Origin of the sequence: Shewanella sp. SNU WT4, assembly GCF_006494715.1 — a bacterium.
Lineage (GTDB): Bacteria > Pseudomonadota > Gammaproteobacteria > Enterobacterales > Shewanellaceae > Shewanella.
The window spans coordinates 529,865-546,062 of the sequence record NZ_CP041151.1; the positions used below are offsets into that span (position 1 = coordinate 529,865).

Below are 16,198 nucleotides of genomic sequence, written 5' to 3' on the forward strand. Positions count from 1 at the left end.
CAAGATGTCTTCGTTATTGGGTTCTGAATCAAATAAAGCGAGCATAAGTCCCGCCTCACATGTAGTACTAGGACTTGGCGCTACCGGTTTGTCTGTGGTGCGTTATCTTCGCGCTCAAGGCATTACGCCAATTGTGATGGATAGCCGTAACACGCCGCCGGGGCATGAGCAATTAGCCAGTGAGTTTGCTGAGGTGCCGCTATTAACCGGCGGTTTTGATTGTCGCTTTTTAGTGCAAGCGCAGCAAATCATCATAAGCCCAGGCATAGCCTTATCAACCCCAGAAGTGCGGGTGGCTTTGGATATGGGCATAGAAGTGATTGGCGATGTGGAACTATTTGCTCGTGAACTGACTAAGACTCAAGCGGACGCTAAGTTAGTGGCCATTACTGGCTCTAACGGCAAAACCACAGTCACCACGTTAGTGGGACAAATGGCGCAAGCTGCCGGCGTAAAAGTCGCGGTGGGCGGTAACATAGGTGTGCCAGCGCTGGATTTGTTAGCTGAAAACGCGGATCTCTATGTGCTCGAATTATCTAGCTTTCAGTTAGAGACGACCCATAGCCTGAATTGCACTGCCGCTACTTGCCTGAATATCTCTGAAGATCATATGGATAGATATCCAGATTTGCAGTCATATCGCCAAGCAAAATTAGCTTTATATCCGCAAAGCCGCATATGTGTGGTTAACCGCGATGATGCCTTAGCGCAAACATCTGAACCTGGGCATTATCTCAGCTTCGGTTTGAATGCGCCGGATGGCGATGATTGGGGCATTAGTGATGGCATGTTAGTGCGCGGTGAGTCGCGCATTATGGCATGCGCCGATGTGGCCTTAATGGGACGTCATAACTTAGCCAATGTGTTAGCCGCGATGGCCTTGTGTGAACTGGTAGATATTGCGCGCGACGCAATGGTAAGCATTGCCGCGCAATTTACTGGTTTAGCCCATAGATGTCAGCGCGTTGCTACTGTGGCTGGCGTCGATTTTATCGATGATTCCAAGGCGACTAACGTGGGCGCCACGTTAGCGGCGCTCGATGGCTTAGTGGATTTTAGCGGTAACATCATCTTAATTGCTGGCGGCGATGCTAAAGGCGCAGATTTAAGCCCACTCGCGGCGGCGTTTGAGCGTGTGCATCAAGTGATTACTTTAGGGCGTGATGGCCCTAAAATCGCGGCGCTAAAGCCTGATAGCTTAGCGGTAGCCACTATGACCGAAGCCGTGAATGCGGCATTTGCCTTGTGTCAGAGCGGCGATATGGTGCTGTTATCACCGGCCTGCGCCAGTTTAGACATGTATCCCAATTACATGGCGCGTGGCAAAGACTTTAGCGCGGCGGCGGAGGCCTTGCATGGCGCTGAATGAGCCGCAGTTGCACCTCTTTGGTCGCACTTGGTCATTGCCATGGGCGTCGGCATTTAGCCACGTCAAGAGTGAACCTCTGTATGACAGAGGCTTACTCTGCGCTGTGTTATGTTTGATTGGTTTTGGTTTTGTGATGGTGATGTCGGCCTCTATGGCTGAGGCGCAAACCTTAACTGGCAACCCCATGCATTTTGTATGGCGGCATCTGTTCTATTTAGTAGGCTGCGCCGCTATTGCTGCTGTGGTGCTACAAATGGAGATGCACCGCTGGCAACAGTTGAGCCCCTTTATTTTGCTTGGGGTCTTAGTCCTGTTAGTGGCTGTGCTAGTGGTTGGCACCTCAGTAAATGGTGCCACGCGCTGGTTATCTATCGGTCCTATTCGTATTCAGGTGGCAGAACTCGCCAAGTTTGCCTTTATGGTGTACATGGCGGGCTACTTAGTGCGCCGCCATGAAGAAATTCGCGAGCACGCTAAGGGCTTTTATAAGCCGATTGCCGTGTTCCTAATGTTTGCCTTCTTGCTGTTAATGCAGCCCGACTTAGGCACAGTCGTCGTATTATTCGTGTGTACCGTAGGCTTATTGTTTTTAGCGGGCGCGAGACTGTTCGACTTTATGGTGTTGATTTTAGGTGGCGTAGTCGGATTTGTGGTTTTGGTTATGACGGCTGAATACCGGATGAAACGGGTCATGTCGTTTATGGATCCGTGGAAAGATCCGTTTGGCACAGGTTATCAGTTAACGCAATCGTTAATGGCTTATGGCCGCGGCGATTGGCTTGGGCAGGGCCTAGGTAATAGCATTCAGAAACTTGAATATTTACCCGAGGCGCACACCGACTTTATTTTTGCGGTGATAGGCGAAGAACTTGGCTTTATCGGCATTATTATGGTGCTGCTTATGCTGCTGTTTGTGTCGCTGCGGGCTATTCGTCTTGGCAGTTCATGCCTGCAGATGGATAAGCCGTTTGAAGCGTTTTTAGCCTATGGCATCGGCATTTGGTTTTGTTTCCAAACCGTAGTTAATATTGGCGCCAGCATCGGCATGTTACCGACTAAGGGCTTAACTTTGCCTTTTATCAGCTACGGCGGCAGCAGTTTGTGGGTCATGACAGCGGCTGTGACTGTGTTATTAAGAATCGATTATGAACGCCGCGTGCAGTTAACTCAGCCTCAAGGAGGCGCGCAGTGAGCCAAGTAGTCAATGAGACCGCGAGCCCAGTAGTGAGTCAGGCAATGAATCAAAAAAGAATTTTAGTCATGGCCGGTGGCACTGGCGGTCATGTATTTCCCGCGCTTGCGGTAGCTAAAGCCTTATCCCAGCAAGGCTGGCAAGTGCGCTGGTTAGGCACAGCCGACAGAATGGAAGCGCGCTTAGTGCCTAAATATGGCTTTGATATTAATTTCATTGATATCAAAGGCGTTAGAGGGAACGGGTTCATTCGCAAGTTAGCGGCGCCGTTAAAAATCCTGCGCTCTATTTGGCAGGCGCGGCAAGTCATTAACGAATTTAAGCCAGATGTCGTGCTCGGCATGGGCGGTTTTGCCAGTGGCCCAGGCGGCGTTGCTGCCAAACTTGCGGGTATTCCGTTAGTGCTGCATGAGCAAAATGCCATAGCAGGCATGACCAACAAGTTATTAGCGCGCATTGCCACCCGGGTCTTATGCGCCTTTGCTAATACTTTTGATGGGCTGCGCAGCGATGCCATCACAGTCGGTAATCCGGTGCGCACTGAGCTAATAGCGCTGGGGCAAGAAGCTCATACGGTTCATGATGACAGCCTTAATGTGTTAGTAGTGGGCGGCAGTTTAGGCGCCAAAATTTTAAATGATGTGATGCCGCAAGTGGTGGCCAATATTGCGCCGCAACACGCCATTACGGTATGGCATCAAGTCGGCAAAGGTAATGAGAGCGAAGTGCTTTCAACCTATCAGCAATTACGCCAACAAGGCGCAGTTAAAGTCGCTGAATTTATTGATGATATGGAAGCGGCATATCGCTGGGCTGATGTAGTTATTTGTCGCAGTGGCGCGCTAACCGTGTCTGAGTTGGCAGCGGTAGGTTTACCGAGTGTCTTGGTGCCTTACCCACATGCGGTAGATGATCATCAGACGCTAAACGCTAAGGTGTTAGTCTCGGCAGGTGCGGCCTTATTGATACCGCAGTCGATATTAACAGTGGATAAATTGGCCTCGAAACTGGCTTTGCTGGCAAGTGATAAAGCAGAGCTGCAACTCATGGGGCAAAATGCAAGGCAAGCGGCTGTGCTGGATTCAACCGAGCGCGTGGCCCAAGTATGCATTGAACTTGCAGGGAAAAATGATTAATGAAAACAACAGATAAATACCAAGAGTTACGTCGGACTATCCCTGAAATGCGCCGAGTAAAACGCATTCATTTTGTGGGTATTGGCGGCGCTGGTATGGGCGGCATTGCCGAAGTATTAGTTAACGAAGGCTATGACATTAGCGGTTCAGATATCGCCACTAATAGTGTGACTGAAAGATTGGCATCTCTTGGCGCTAAGATTTTAATCGGCCATCAAGGCTGTCACGTGGAAGGCGTTGATGTGGTGGTGGTATCAACCGCTATTGCCGCGACAAACCCTGAATTAATCTCTGCTAAAGAGCTGCGCATTCCTATCGTGCGCCGCGCTGAAATGCTCGCTGAATTAATGCGTTATCGTCATGGGGTCGCGGTTGCTGGTACTCATGGCAAAACGACTACCACAAGCTTAATTGCCAGTGTTTACGGCGAAGCGGGACGCGATCCTACTTTCGTCATTGGCGGCTTGCTTAATAGTGCTGGCACTAATGCAAGATTAGGCAGCAGTCGCTACTTAATTGCTGAAGCTGATGAAAGCGATGCGAGCTTTTTGCACTTGCAGCCTATGGTGACTGTCGTTACCAACATTGAAGCTGACCATATGGCAACCTATGGCGGCGATTTCAATGTGCTCAAGAATACCTTCATTGATTTCATGCATAACTTGCCTTTTTATGGCGTTGCCGTGGTGTGTATTGACGACCCAGTCGTGCGTGAATTACTACCGCGCATTGGCCGCAAACTGATTACTTATGGTTTCAGTGACGATGCTGATGTTAGAGCCACTAACTTTGAGCAGCTTGGGAGTCAGTGCCGCTTTACTGTATGCCGTCAGGGACATGCCGATCTTGATTTATTGGTGAATTTACCAGGGCAACACAATGTACTCAATTCCCTCGCTGCAATTGCAGTCGCTACTGAAGATGACATAGATAATCAAGCCATTATCTCAGCCTTAGCCAAGTTTGAAGGCATAGGTCGTCGTTTCCAGCAGCTGGGGCAGTTTGATACCCCTAAGGGTGATGTGTTGTTAGTGGATGACTATGGTCACCATCCAACAGAAGTGGCGGCGACTATTAAAGCAGCCCGCGCTGGCTGGCCAGATAGACGCTTAGTCATGGCTTATCAACCTCATAGATATTCGCGCACCCGTGATTTGTTTGAAGATTTTGTTGATGTATTGTCGCGAGTCGATTGCTTATTGTTGCTAGATGTATATGCTGCTGGCGAAGATCCGATAGTCGGTGCCGATGGCCGCGCCTTGTGCCGGGCAATTCGCTTGCGCGGTCAAGTCGACCCTGTGTTCGTCTCATCCCCTGAACAGCTAGCTAGCATAGTCAGTGAGCAAGTCATTGGTGGTGATTTATTGCTAACCCAAGGAGCTGGCAATATTGGCGCGCTCTCGAAACAGCTAGCCGCGAAAGGTTTAGGTTTCACAGAAGCGTAAATTAAGATAACTTGATTATATATTAATCGGTTGCAGTGGCTTTGGCAGCTTTTTTTGACCCAAGGCCATAGCTCTATATAATGGTCGGTTTCCCTTGTTTCGACATAGGCGCGGGGCGGATGGCAAAGTGAGCTGGAAGGATAAGCGACAAAAACTGCGTACTAGCCTAACAAAGCTGGATTGGTACTTAATTAGTGGCCTGTGCTTTTTAGGGGTAGTGCTGGTGTCTTTGGCCATATCAGCCATGCATTTGCATAAGTTGCTGAATGATGCCGAAGCTTTGCCCATTGAATCAGTCATTGTTGACGGTGAACGCAGTTTTACGTCAGACCAAGATATTCGCTTGGCATTGCAAGATACAATGAATCGCAGTTTTTTTAGCGCCGATATCGATAAGGTGCAAGCGGCTTTGCAGCAATTGCCTTGGGTCTATGAAGCCTCAGTGCGACGTGAGTGGCCGGCGAAATTAAAAGTGTATCTGCAGGAGCAACATCCTGTGGCGCACTGGAATGGTGATGATTGGTTGAATGTCCATGGACAAGTGTTCGCGGCGCCTGCTAAGCCAGAAATTGGGCCATTACCAAGATTGGCGGGGCCAGAAAACATGGCCGCTGAAGTATTAACGAGTTATCAGCAATTACAACGACTATTGGCGAACAATGGTTTTAGCTTGAGCCAATTAACTGTGAGCCCGCGCCACGCTTGGGAAGCGCAGTTAAACAATGGCATTATTTTGGCTTTGGGCCGTGAAGATAAGATGACTCGCGTGCAGCGATTTATTGACGTTTATCCCATGTTGACTCAAGTCGATAAGACGGTTGACCGCATTGATTTACGTTATGACACAGGTCTAGCCGTAGGTTGGAAAGAGACGCAAATAGAGAGCCGTTAACGAATGACAAAGAATCCAGAAAGAAATCTTATCGTTGGCTTAGATATCGGGACTTCTAAGGTCGCGGTAGTGATAGGTGAAGTCTTGCCAGATGGTGAAATCAGCATCATAGGCCTTGGCAATCATCCGTCGCGCGGCATGGACAAGGGCGGGGTGAATGACCTCGACTCTATCGTTAAGAGTGTTCAGCGTGCATTAGATCAAGCCGAATTGATGGCAGATTGCCAAGTGTCATCTGTTTATCTCAGTATTTCTGGCAAACATATCGATTGTCAAAATGAAAACGGTATGGTGTCGATTAACGATGAAGAAGTGACGCAAGAAGACGTTGATAACGTGATTCATACGGCGCGCTCAGTAAAAATCCCCACCGAACGGCGGATTTTGCATGTGTTACCACAAGAATATGCCATCGATATTCAAGAAGGTATTCGCAGCCCTATAGGCATGTCAGGCATGCGTATGGAAGCTAAGGTTCACATAGTGACTTGTGCCAACGACATGGCCAAGAACATCACTAAGAGTGTGGAACGCTGCGGCCTGAAGGTCGATGACTTAGTGTTTTCAGGGATAGCCTCGGCAGATGCCGTGCTGACCAATGATGAGAAAGATTTAGGTGTGTGCTTGGTGGATATTGGTGGTGGTACCACAGATATCGCCGTGTACACCAATGGTGCTTTACGTCACTGTGCTGTGGTGCCTGTGGCAGGTAACCAGGTCAGTAGTGATATTGCCAAGATATTTAGAACGCCATTGGCGCACGCTGAGCACATTAAAGTGCAGCATGCCTGCGCTCGCAGTTCAGCGGTGAGCCGTGAAGACAGTATTGATGTGCCATCGGTTGGCGGCAGACCGTCGCGAACTATGTCACGTCATACACTGGCTGAAGTGGTCGAGCCTAGATATCAAGAGTTGTTTGAGCTGATCCTCAAGCAACTGCGCGACGCGGGTCTTGATGACCAAATCGCCGCCGGCATAGTGCTCACGGGCGGCACGGCATCGATTGAAGGTGCCGTGGATGTTGCTGAAGCCACTTTTGGTATGCCGGTAAGAGTAGCTTTGCCGCTACCAGTGAAAGGATTATTTGAACGTGTTGAACAACCTGTTTACTCCACTGGGGTTGGGTTGCTTCATTACGGCGCAAGACGGGTGCTGGAACGTCAGTTCGAGCGGCCGCAACGACAAGGGGTAACCAGTCTTTGGAATCGGGTACAAAGCTGGTTTAAAGGCGAGTTCTAAACGCAGACAACACGGAGAACAGACTATGTTCGAGATTATGGAAACGCACTCAGATGAGGCGGTGATCAAGGTCATCGGTGTGGGCGGTGGCGGTGGTAATGCCGTTGAGCATATGGTTAGGCACAATATTGAAGGTGTTGAGTTCATTGCAACTAACACTGATGCACAAGCACTGCGTAAATCACAAGCAGGCTCGACTATTCAATTAGGTCGCGATGTGACTAAAGGGCTTGGCGCTGGCGCTAACCCTGAAATTGGTCGCTTAGCGGCTGAAGAAGACAAAGAAAACATTCGCGCAGCCATTAAAGGTTGCGACATGATTTTCATCGCTGCCGGTATGGGTGGCGGGACTGGTACTGGCGCGGCGCCAGTAGTAGCGCAGATTGCTCGCGAAGAAGGTATTTTAACGGTTGCGGTAGTGACTAAGCCTTTCCCGTTTGAAGGCAAAAAGCGCATGATTTATGCTGAGCAAGGTATTGCTGAGCTTGCCAAGCACGTTGACTCATTAATCACTATTCCTAACGAAAAGTTATTGAAAGTGCTGGGCCGCGGTACTTCCCTGCTGGATGCGTTTGCTGCAGCCAATAATGTGTTATTAGGCGCGGTGCAAGGTATTGCCGAGCTAATTACTCGCCCAGGCTTAATCAACGTCGACTTTGCTGACGTTAGAACGGTTATGTCAGAAATGGGTAACGCCATGATGGGTACGGGTGTAGCTCGTGGTGATGATCGCGCTGAAGAGGCGGCAGAAGCTGCTGTTGCCAGCCCATTACTGGAAGATATCGACTTAGCTGGTGCTCGTGGCATTCTGGTGAACATTACTGCCGGTTTAGACATGACTATCGAAGAGTTTGAAACTGTTGGTAATCACGTTAAAGCTTATGCGTCTGATAATGCAACCGTAGTTGTGGGCGCGGTTATCGACCCAGAAATGAGCGATGAGCTGCGTGTAACTGTTGTTGCTACTGGTATTGGCGCTGAAAAGAAGCCTGATATCCAATTAGTGACTAAGCCTGCTGCGCGCCCTGAGCCTGTGGTTGTTGCGCAGCCTGAGCCAAGAGTAGAGTTCATTAATGAATCTACACCTATGACTGCCACGAATCCTGGTCATAGTGGCCAAGTGGCTAGCTCTCGCAATGCCAATGCCGCCACTAATCCAGCGCCAGTTAATCGTAATGAGCTTGATTATTTAGATATTCCAGCATTCTTACGTAAGCAAGCGGATTAAGAGTGGGCTAAGCCGGCTGTGATAGACAATGGAGTGGGCGCGTCAGCATCTTGCTGTGGGTGATAATTGAGCAATTTTTGCCAATTTGAATACTTGTGGTAAGATATCTGACCAGTTGCGCTGTGCGTGACTGACGCGCGCAATAATTGCCGAATATTAGTAGCAACAAAGTACGGGTAACATAATGATCTTCCAAAGAACTGTGCAAAAAATGGTGAAAACGACCGGAGTTGGCCTGCATTCGGGCAACAAGGTTACGTTAGCCATCAAACCCGCGCCGGTGAATTCGGGTATCAAATTAGTTCGTACTGATTTAGTGCCTGCCGTGGTTATTCCTGCGCTGGCCGATCAAGTGCGTGAAACGACTATGTGTACCGCTTTGGTAAACGATGCCGGTGTCCGCATTTCTACTATTGAGCATTTATTTGCGGCGTTAGCTGGCCTTGGTATCGATAACGCTATTATCGAAGTCGATGCTCCTGAAATCCCTATCATGGATGGCAGTGCTAGCCCATTTGTATTCTTGCTGCAAAGCGCTGGCATTGCTCAGCAAAGTGCACTGAAGAAATACATGCGTATTAAGAAAACGGTACGTGTTGAAGATGGCGACAAGTGGGCGGAACTGCGTCCATTTAATGGTTTCAGAGTGAATTTCAGCATTGATTTTGCTCATCCAGAAATCGCCCGTAGTCAACAACACATGATGTTAGATTTCTCTTCTTCTGCGTTTATTAAAGAAATCAGTCGTGCTCGTACCTTCGGCTTTATGCGCGATATTGAATATCTGCGAGCCAATAATTTAGCACTAGGTGGCAGCATGGAAAATGCTGTAGTGCTTGATGAATATCGTGTTCTCAACCCCGACGGTCTGCGTTATGAGGATGAGTTCATTAAGCATAAGATCTTAGATGCGTTTGGTGATTTGTATGTGTGTGGTCACGCATTAGTGGGCGAGTTTGCGGCTCATAAGACTGGCCATGCCTTAAATAACCAATTGGTTCGAGCGGTATTAGCCCAAGCGGATGCTTGGGACTTAGTGAGCTTTGAGCAAGAAGCTGATGTCCCAGTCAGCTTTACAGTGCCAGGATGGGCGGGTTCGTTCGCCTAATCCTCTGACGATTGCCGACGACGGCTGGCCAATGCAGCCAGCCGTTTTAGTTTCTGCCCCAATTCACCACCGGCTTGATCGGCTAGCGCATCGAGATGATGTGCAGTAGTTTCGCTGATTTGGCGGTTATTAGCCTTAGGTTCAGTCTTACTTACCGCAAGCCCTGGGTTGACTTTAACTTCAATTGCAGTAAGCATGGGCAAAGTGTGTAGTTGGAGTTGTTGCAGAAGTCGAGCTTTCTGGAAATTTATCCGGGTAGCCCAGATGGCTGCAGAGGTTTCTAGCACTAGGACGTTATTACGAAGATTAGCAACTTTCAGCTGATCGACGACGGGACCCGATACCAACTGTTTTAATTCATTATTCAGTTGGTTTAACAGTTCCGCTTTCTCGGCAATTTCAGGTAATTGGCCATTGGCATGTAACAATTGGCACAGATCCTGAGGTAGCTTTTTCATATGATCGTTAAGTTGCTGAGTGAAGTTATGAGTGTAACAGTTTTTATTCAACGCCGAAAAGGTGTTAGCCGGTGGCAGCCGAGTAAACAGTGGTTGCTCTTGCCAATATTCATGATCGCGACAGGTGCGGGAGTCTACCAGCACACGTCTGATCAATTTAAATCACAGCAACACAGTGTCGAATCTGAAAAGTTAGCTCGTGAAGCCCAAGAGCAAAAAGTGCTCGAATTAAAAAATGCTACCGATATGCAGTTAGCCACCTTGGCGCAGCATGTCGCCTTGATGCAGGCTAAGTTGACTCGCCTTGAGGCTCTGGGTCAGCAGCTGGCAGAAGATAATCAATTATCTGAGCAATTCGACTTTACCAGTCAAGTCGGTGTCGGTGGTTTGTCCGGTGTGGGTGAGCAAGTGACCTTAACTGAGCTGATTGCTGAAATAGATTTAATGACGCAACGTCTCGAAATCAACAATCAACAACTGCCGCTACTTGAAACTGTCGCTTCTAATCTCAATATAGGTACAGAGAGGTATATTTCAGGGCGTCCGATCGAAAAAGGTTGGTTGTCATCTCCCTATGGTACTCGTAACGATCCCTTCAATGGGCGCAAGACGAGGCATAAAGGCATTGATTTTGCCGGTGCTGAAGGCTCTAACGTACTTGCCACTGCGGCAGGAGTTGTGACTTGGTCCGGTAATATGTTTGGCTACGGTAATGTGATTGAGATAGACCATGGTAATGGAATATCAACCCGTTATGGCCATAACAAAGATTTGTCAGTTTCCGTAGGTGATGTCGTGACCAAAGGCGAGACGATTGCCATTATGGGCAGCACAGGGCGTTCGACTGGACCGCATGTGCACTACGAGGTGTTACGCAATGGACAGCAGATAGACCCAACTAAGTATGTTCAGCGCAAACCTGTTTAATTAACATTTTGGCTTTCTCAATTTTGTGAAATCGGCCTTTAACAATAATAAGTGAATGTGATGTTTGGAAATTTACTGACAAAAGTCTTTGGTAGTCGTAACGATCGTACTTTAAAAGCGCTCAATAAAACTGTAACTAAAATCAATGCGCTAGAAGCTGATTATGAAAAATTAACCGATACAGAATTAACGGGTAAAACTGCAGAATTTCGTCAACGCCTAGAACAGGGCGAAAGCTTAGAAAGTATTACCGCAGAAGCCTTTGCCGTAGTGCGTGAAGCCTCAAAGCGTGTGTTTGAAATGCGTCACTTCGATGTGCAGTTACTGGGCGGCATGGTGCTTGATAGTAACCGGATTGCTGAAATGCGTACCGGTGAAGGTAAAACCTTAACCGCGACTTTGCCAGCTTACCTTAATGCCCTTAGCGGTAAAGGCGTGCACGTCATTACCGTCAACGATTACCTGGCTCGTCGTGATGCCGAAAACAACCGTCCACTGTTTGAATTCTTAGGCTTAAGTGTGGGTATTAACGTGGCAGGTCTTGGTCAACAGGACAAGAAAGAAGCCTACAACTCAGACATCACTTACGGTACTAACAACGAATTCGGTTTTGACTACCTGCGCGACAACATGGCATTTTCGCCAAACGATCGTGTGCAGCGTCCACTGAACTACGCCTTAATCGATGAAGTAGATTCTATTTTAATCGATGAAGCCCGTACGCCTTTGATCATCTCGGGTGCCGCTGAAGACAGTTCAGTGCTTTATACCAAGATGAATTTATTGATCCCACATTTGATCCAACAAGAAAAAGAAGACTCAGAAGAGTTTGTGGGTGAAGGCGATTACAGCATTGATGAAAAATCTAAGCAGGTGCATTTAACTGAGCGCGGCCAAGAGAAAGTCGAAGACTTGTTAACTCAGCACGGCATGTTGGCCGAAGGCGATTCACTTTATTCTGCGGCTAATATCTCTTTGTTGCATCACGTTAATGCCGCCTTGCGTGCACATACACTGTTTGAAAAAGACGTAGATTACGTAGTGCAGAATGGTGAAGTGATCATTGTTGATGAACACACTGGCCGTACTATGGTTGGTCGTCGTTGGTCTGAAGGTTTACACCAAGCGGTAGAAGCTAAAGAAGGTGTGAACATTCAAAATGAAAACCAAACCTTAGCGTCGATTACCTTCCAGAACTATTTCCGTCAGTACCAGAAATTAGCCGGTATGACAGGTACCGCTGATACTGAAGCATTCGAATTCCAGCACATTTATGGCCTAGATACAGTAGTCGTACCTACCAACCGTCCTATGGTGCGTAAAGATCTTGCCGATCTGGTCTACCTTACCGCGGAAGAAAAGTATCAAGCGATTATTGCTGATGTTAAAGATTGCCGCGAACGTGGCCAGCCAGTCTTGGTTGGTACCGTATCGATTGAGCAGTCTGAGCTGTTAGCGCACCTATTAAAGAAAGAGAAAATTCCACACGCGGTACTGAATGCTAAGTTCCACGAAAAAGAAGCGGACATTGTTGCTCAGGCCGGTCGCATTGGCGCCGTTACTGTGGCAACTAACATGGCAGGTCGTGGTACCGACATCGTCTTAGGTGGTAACTGGAAGATGGAAGTCGATGCACTTGCCAATCCAAGCCCTGAACAAATCAGTAAAATCCGCAGTGACTGGCAGGTTCGTCACGATGAAGTGCTTGCCGCCGGTGGTTTACACATCTTAGGTACCGAGCGTCATGAATCGCGTCGTATCGATAATCAGTTGCGTGGTCGCTCTGGTCGTCAAGGTGATGCTGGTTCATCACGTTTCTACCTATCTATGGAAGACAGTTTGATGCGCATTTTCGCCTCCGAGCGCGTGTCATCCATGATGAAGAAATTGGGCATGCAGGCTGGCGAAGCGATTGAACACCCATGGGTGTCACGCGCCATTGAAAATGCGCAGCGTAAAGTAGAAGCCCGTAACTTTGATATTCGTAAGCAGTTACTTGAATTTGATGACGTAGCTAACGATCAACGTCAAGTCGTTTACGCCCAGCGTAATGAGTTGATGGATGCGCAAAGCATCGAAGAAACTATTCGTAATATCGAAGCGGATGTTATCTCAAGCACCATGAATCAATATATCCCACCACAATCAGTGGAAGAGTTATGGGATGTTCCAGGACTTGAACAACGCCTGCGTCAAGATTTCAACTTAGTACTGCCAATTCAACAATGGTTAGATGCTGAAGAAGACTTGTACGAAGAAACCCTGCGTGAGCGTGTACTGCAGTCTTGGACTGAAGCCTATGCTAATAAAGAGCAGATGGTCGGCGCTTCTGTGCTGCGTCAATTTGAAAAAGCGGTAATGCTGCAAACCTTAGATGGCCTGTGGAAAGAACACTTAGCCGCTATGGATCATTTGCGCCAGGGCATTCATTTGCGCGGTTACGCTCAAAAGAACCCTAAGCAAGAATATAAGCGCGAATCTTTTGAACTGTTTCAACAATTGCTTGATTCATTAAAGCATGACGTCATCAGCATCTTATCTAAAGTACAAGTTCAAGCTCAATCCGATGTCGAAGAGATGGAACAACAGCGCCGCGAAGCCGAAGCTAAGATAAAGCATGACTTTTCACATGCTGAAGCTGAGTCACTAGTGACGGGTGCAGATGAAGCGCCGGAGTTAGCCGCCCATGTACCTATGGTGCGCGAAGGCGAAAAAGTGGGTCGCAATGATATGTGTCCATGTGGCAGTGGTAAAAAGTACAAACAATGCCACGGTAAGCTCAGCTAACTACTAGGCTATTAATAGCAAACTATCAAAAAGCGACTCATAGAGTCGCTTTTTTGTTTTAACTGGCTACATAACACTATTAAGTGCGATGTTTATCGCTGAAATAGTCCCATAGGTTAGTGGTAGTTGATGCTTTAAAACGCCTAAAAATACAGCTTCTGTTGATAACTCTGGGGGTAGTTTGTGGTTAGCTTGTGCTTAACTGCGAAACTATCAAAAAGTTGTATTTTTCTTTCAAAAAGCCCTTGCGCAATTTTCTCAGCTCCCTATAATGCGGCCCATCGACACGACGCAGCAAGCATACAGCTTGATGAGCAGGTTGAAAGGGCAGCTTCTTTATAAGAGGTTTGACCTAGAGAAAAGCGGTTTGAGTAATTAAACAACATTTGAATTACTTACATAAAAAACCACTTGACGCTGAAATAAGGGTGTGTAGAATACGCAGCCCTGACCAGTGAGAAATCACGGTCACGTTCTTTAACAATTTATCAGACAATCTATGTGGACATTCACAGTAGTTGCTAAATCGACAACGATTTAACACGTCTCGCAAGAGGCATCAACGAAGATGTCCGCATAACATGCAAATTTGATGATTTATCATCGAATCGACAGAATTCATTGAGCAGGACTTTCGGGTCCGAACAAAACTTTAATTGAAGAGTTTGATCATGGCTCAGATTGAACGCTGGCGGCAGGCCTAACACATGCAAGTCGAGCGGCAGCGGGAAGTAACTTGTTACTTTGCCGGCGAGCGGCGGACGGGTGAGTAATGCCTGGGAATTTGCCCATTTGTGGGGGATAACAGTTGGAAACGACTGCTAATACCGCATACGCCCTACGGGGGAAAGCAGGGGAGCCTTCGGGTCCTTGCGCTGATGGATAAGCCCAGGTGGGATTAGCTAGTAGGTGAGGTAAAGGCTCACCTAGGCGACGATCCCTAGCTGTTCTGAGAGGATGATCAGCCACACTGGGACTGAGACACGGCCCAGACTCCTACGGGAGGCAGCAGTGGGGAATATTGCACAATGGGGGAAACCCTGATGCAGCCATGCCGCGTGTGTGAAGAAGGCCTTCGGGTTGTAAAGCACTTTCAGTAGGGAGGAAAGGTTGACGGTTAATACCCGTTAGCTGTGACGTTACCTACAGAAGAAGGACCGGCTAACTCCGTGCCAGCAGCCGCGGTAATACGGAGGGTCCGAGCGTTAATCGGAATTACTGGGCGTAAAGCGTGCGCAGGCGGTTTGTTAAGCGAGATGTGAAAGCCCCGGGCTCAACCTGGGAATTGCATTTTGAACTGGCAAACTAGAGTCTTGTAGAGGGGGTAGAATTTCAGGTGTAGCGGTGAAATGCGTAGAGATCTGAAGGAATACCGGTGGCGAAGGCGGCCCCCTGGACAAAGACTGACGCTCATGCACGAAAGCGTGGGGAGCAAACAGGATTAGATACCCTGGTAGTCCACGCCGTAAACGATGTCTACTCGGAGTTTGGTGTCTTGAACACTGGGCTCTCAAGCTAACGCATTAAGTAGACCGCCTGGGGAGTACGGCCGCAAGGTTAAAACTCAAATGAATTGACGGGGGCCCGCACAAGCGGTGGAGCATGTGGTTTAATTCGATGCAACGCGAAGAACCTTACCTACTCTTGACATCCAGAGAATTCGCTAGAGATAGCTTAGTGCCTTCGGGAACTCTGAGACAGGTGCTGCATGGCTGTCGTCAGCTCGTGTTGTGAAATGTTGGGTTAAGTCCCGCAACGAGCGCAACCCTTATCCTTATTTGCCAGCACGTAATGGTGGGAACTCTAGGGAGACTGCCGGTGATAAACCGGAGGAAGGTGGGGACGACGTCAAGTCATCATGGCCCTTACGAGTAGGGCTACACACGTGCTACAATGGTCGGTACAGAGGGTTGCAAAGCCGCGAGGTGGAGCTAATCTCACAAAGCCGATCGTAGTCCGGATTGGAGTCTGCAACTCGACTCCATGAAGTCGGAATCGCTAGTAATCGTGGATCAGAATGCCACGGTGAATACGTTCCCGGGCCTTGTACACACCGCCCGTCACACCATGGGAGTGGGCTGCACCAGAAGTAGATAGCTTAACCCTTCGGGAGGGCGTTTACCACGGTGTGGTTCATGACTGGGGTGAAGTCGTAACAAGGTAGCCCTAGGGGAACCTGGGGCTGGATCACCTCCTTACCTATGCGATTTAGAATTACTGTTGAGTGTTCACATAGATTGTCTGATAGAAGATAGAGAATATTGCGAGACCAAAGCATGGGTCTGTAGCTCAGCTGGTTAGAGCGCACCCCTGATAAGGGTGAGGTCGGTGGTTCAAGTCCACTCTGACCCACCAAATTGTTTTGTTATCAAACCGATTTGGCGGATGTTTTAGGTTTCAATATGTTTTCGACTGCT

Annotated in this window: 11 protein-coding genes, 1 tRNA gene and 1 rRNA gene; 12 read left to right on the forward strand and 1 reads right to left on the reverse strand. The window is 48.3% G+C overall.

All coding sequences use genetic code 11. The annotated features are described in order from the left end of the window. Window positions 1-4 precede the first annotated feature (4 nt). From murD to lpxC, 8 genes are all read left to right on the forward strand, one after another. Window positions 5-1,369: a UDP-N-acetylmuramoyl-L-alanine--D-glutamate ligase gene (murD, locus tag FJQ87_RS02415; RefSeq protein ID WP_140930337.1), complete on the forward strand. Its 1,365-nt coding sequence runs from the start codon at window positions 5-7 to the stop codon at window positions 1,367-1,369. Then, a complete protein-coding gene (gene ftsW, locus FJQ87_RS02420; protein ID WP_140930338.1) occupies window positions 1,356-2,561 on the forward strand; it encodes a cell division protein FtsW in 1,206 nt (401 codons plus the stop codon). The genes murD and ftsW overlap by 14 nt, the downstream gene beginning before the upstream one ends. A 44-nt stretch (window positions 2,562-2,605) precedes the next feature. Further along, window positions 2,606-3,697, forward strand: coding sequence for an undecaprenyldiphospho-muramoylpentapeptide beta-N-acetylglucosaminyltransferase (murG, locus tag FJQ87_RS02425; protein ID WP_140933955.1), 1,092 nt, complete (start codon window positions 2,606-2,608; stop codon window positions 3,695-3,697). Next, complete coding sequence (gene murC, locus FJQ87_RS02430; RefSeq protein WP_140930339.1) at window positions 3,697-5,142, forward strand: UDP-N-acetylmuramate--L-alanine ligase; 1,446 nt, start codon at window positions 3,697-3,699, stop codon at window positions 5,140-5,142. Before murG ends, murC begins: the two co-directional genes overlap by 1 nt. Before the next feature lie 127 nt (window positions 5,143-5,269). Continuing rightward, window positions 5,270-6,034: a cell division protein FtsQ/DivIB gene (locus FJQ87_RS02435; protein WP_140930340.1), complete on the forward strand. Its 765-nt coding sequence runs from the start codon at window positions 5,270-5,272 to the stop codon at window positions 6,032-6,034. 3 nt (window positions 6,035-6,037) lie between these two features. Continuing rightward, window positions 6,038-7,273, forward strand: a complete 1,236-nt coding sequence (gene ftsA, locus FJQ87_RS02440; RefSeq protein ID WP_140930341.1) for a cell division protein FtsA — start codon at window positions 6,038-6,040, stop codon at window positions 7,271-7,273. 25 nt (window positions 7,274-7,298) lie between these two features. After that, window positions 7,299-8,501 (forward strand): cell division protein FtsZ, encoded by a 1,203-nt coding sequence (gene ftsZ, locus FJQ87_RS02445; RefSeq protein WP_140930342.1) that lies wholly within the window; start codon window positions 7,299-7,301, stop codon window positions 8,499-8,501. 184 nt (window positions 8,502-8,685) lie between these two features. Then, complete coding sequence (gene lpxC / locus FJQ87_RS02450) at window positions 8,686-9,609, forward strand: UDP-3-O-acyl-N-acetylglucosamine deacetylase (RefSeq protein ID WP_140930343.1); 924 nt, start codon at window positions 8,686-8,688, stop codon at window positions 9,607-9,609. Here lpxC and FJQ87_RS02455 read toward each other — a convergent pair. Beyond that, window positions 9,606-10,067 carry a DciA family protein gene (locus tag FJQ87_RS02455; protein WP_140930344.1) on the reverse strand — a complete coding sequence of 154 codons (462 nt, stop codon included), beginning with the start codon at window positions 10,065-10,067 and terminating at the stop codon, window positions 9,606-9,608. The two genes, lpxC and FJQ87_RS02455, sit on opposite strands and share 4 nt — an antisense overlap. 27 nt (window positions 10,068-10,094) lie before the next feature. On the opposite strand from FJQ87_RS02455, the gene FJQ87_RS02460 reads away from it, so the two are divergent. From FJQ87_RS02460 to FJQ87_RS02475, 4 genes are all read left to right on the forward strand, one after another. Beyond that, entirely contained in the window at window positions 10,095-10,994 is a 900-nt protein-coding gene (locus tag FJQ87_RS02460) for a M23 family metallopeptidase (protein ID WP_140930345.1), read from the forward strand. A gap of 60 nt (window positions 10,995-11,054) precedes the next feature. Further along, window positions 11,055-13,781: a preprotein translocase subunit SecA gene (gene secA / locus FJQ87_RS02465; RefSeq protein WP_140930346.1), complete on the forward strand. Its 2,727-nt coding sequence runs from the start codon at window positions 11,055-11,057 to the stop codon at window positions 13,779-13,781. 653 nt (window positions 13,782-14,434) lie between these two features. Beyond that, window positions 14,435-15,979: ribosomal RNA gene (locus tag FJQ87_RS02470) — 16S ribosomal RNA — on the forward strand. An 80-nt stretch (window positions 15,980-16,059) separates the two neighbouring features. After that, window positions 16,060-16,136: transfer RNA gene (locus FJQ87_RS02475), tRNA-Ile, on the forward strand. Window positions 16,137-16,198: the final 62 nt, after the last annotated feature.

Coding starts and splice junctions, on each gene's coding strand:
- murG (WP_140933955.1), top strand. CDS start 2,606: ATGAATCAAAAAAGAATTTTAGTCATGGCCGGTGGCACTGGCGGTCAT.
- lpxC (WP_140930343.1), top strand. CDS start 8,686: ATGATCTTCCAAAGAACTGTGCAAAAAATGGTGAAAACGACCGGAGTT.
- murC (WP_140930339.1), top strand. CDS start 3,697: ATGAAAACAACAGATAAATACCAAGAGTTACGTCGGACTATCCCTGAA.
- FJQ87_RS02460 (WP_140930345.1), top strand. CDS start 10,095: ATGAGTGTAACAGTTTTTATTCAACGCCGAAAAGGTGTTAGCCGGTGG.
- ftsA (WP_140930341.1), top strand. CDS start 6,038: ATGACAAAGAATCCAGAAAGAAATCTTATCGTTGGCTTAGATATCGGG.
- murD (WP_140930337.1), top strand. CDS start 5: ATGTCTTCGTTATTGGGTTCTGAATCAAATAAAGCGAGCATAAGTCCC.
- ftsW (WP_140930338.1), top strand. CDS start 1,356: ATGGCGCTGAATGAGCCGCAGTTGCACCTCTTTGGTCGCACTTGGTCA.
- FJQ87_RS02455 (WP_140930344.1), bottom strand. CDS start 10,067: ATGAAAAAGCTACCTCAGGATCTGTGCCAATTGTTACATGCCAATGGC.
- secA (WP_140930346.1), top strand. CDS start 11,055: ATGTTTGGAAATTTACTGACAAAAGTCTTTGGTAGTCGTAACGATCGT.
- ftsZ (WP_140930342.1), top strand. CDS start 7,299: ATGTTCGAGATTATGGAAACGCACTCAGATGAGGCGGTGATCAAGGTC.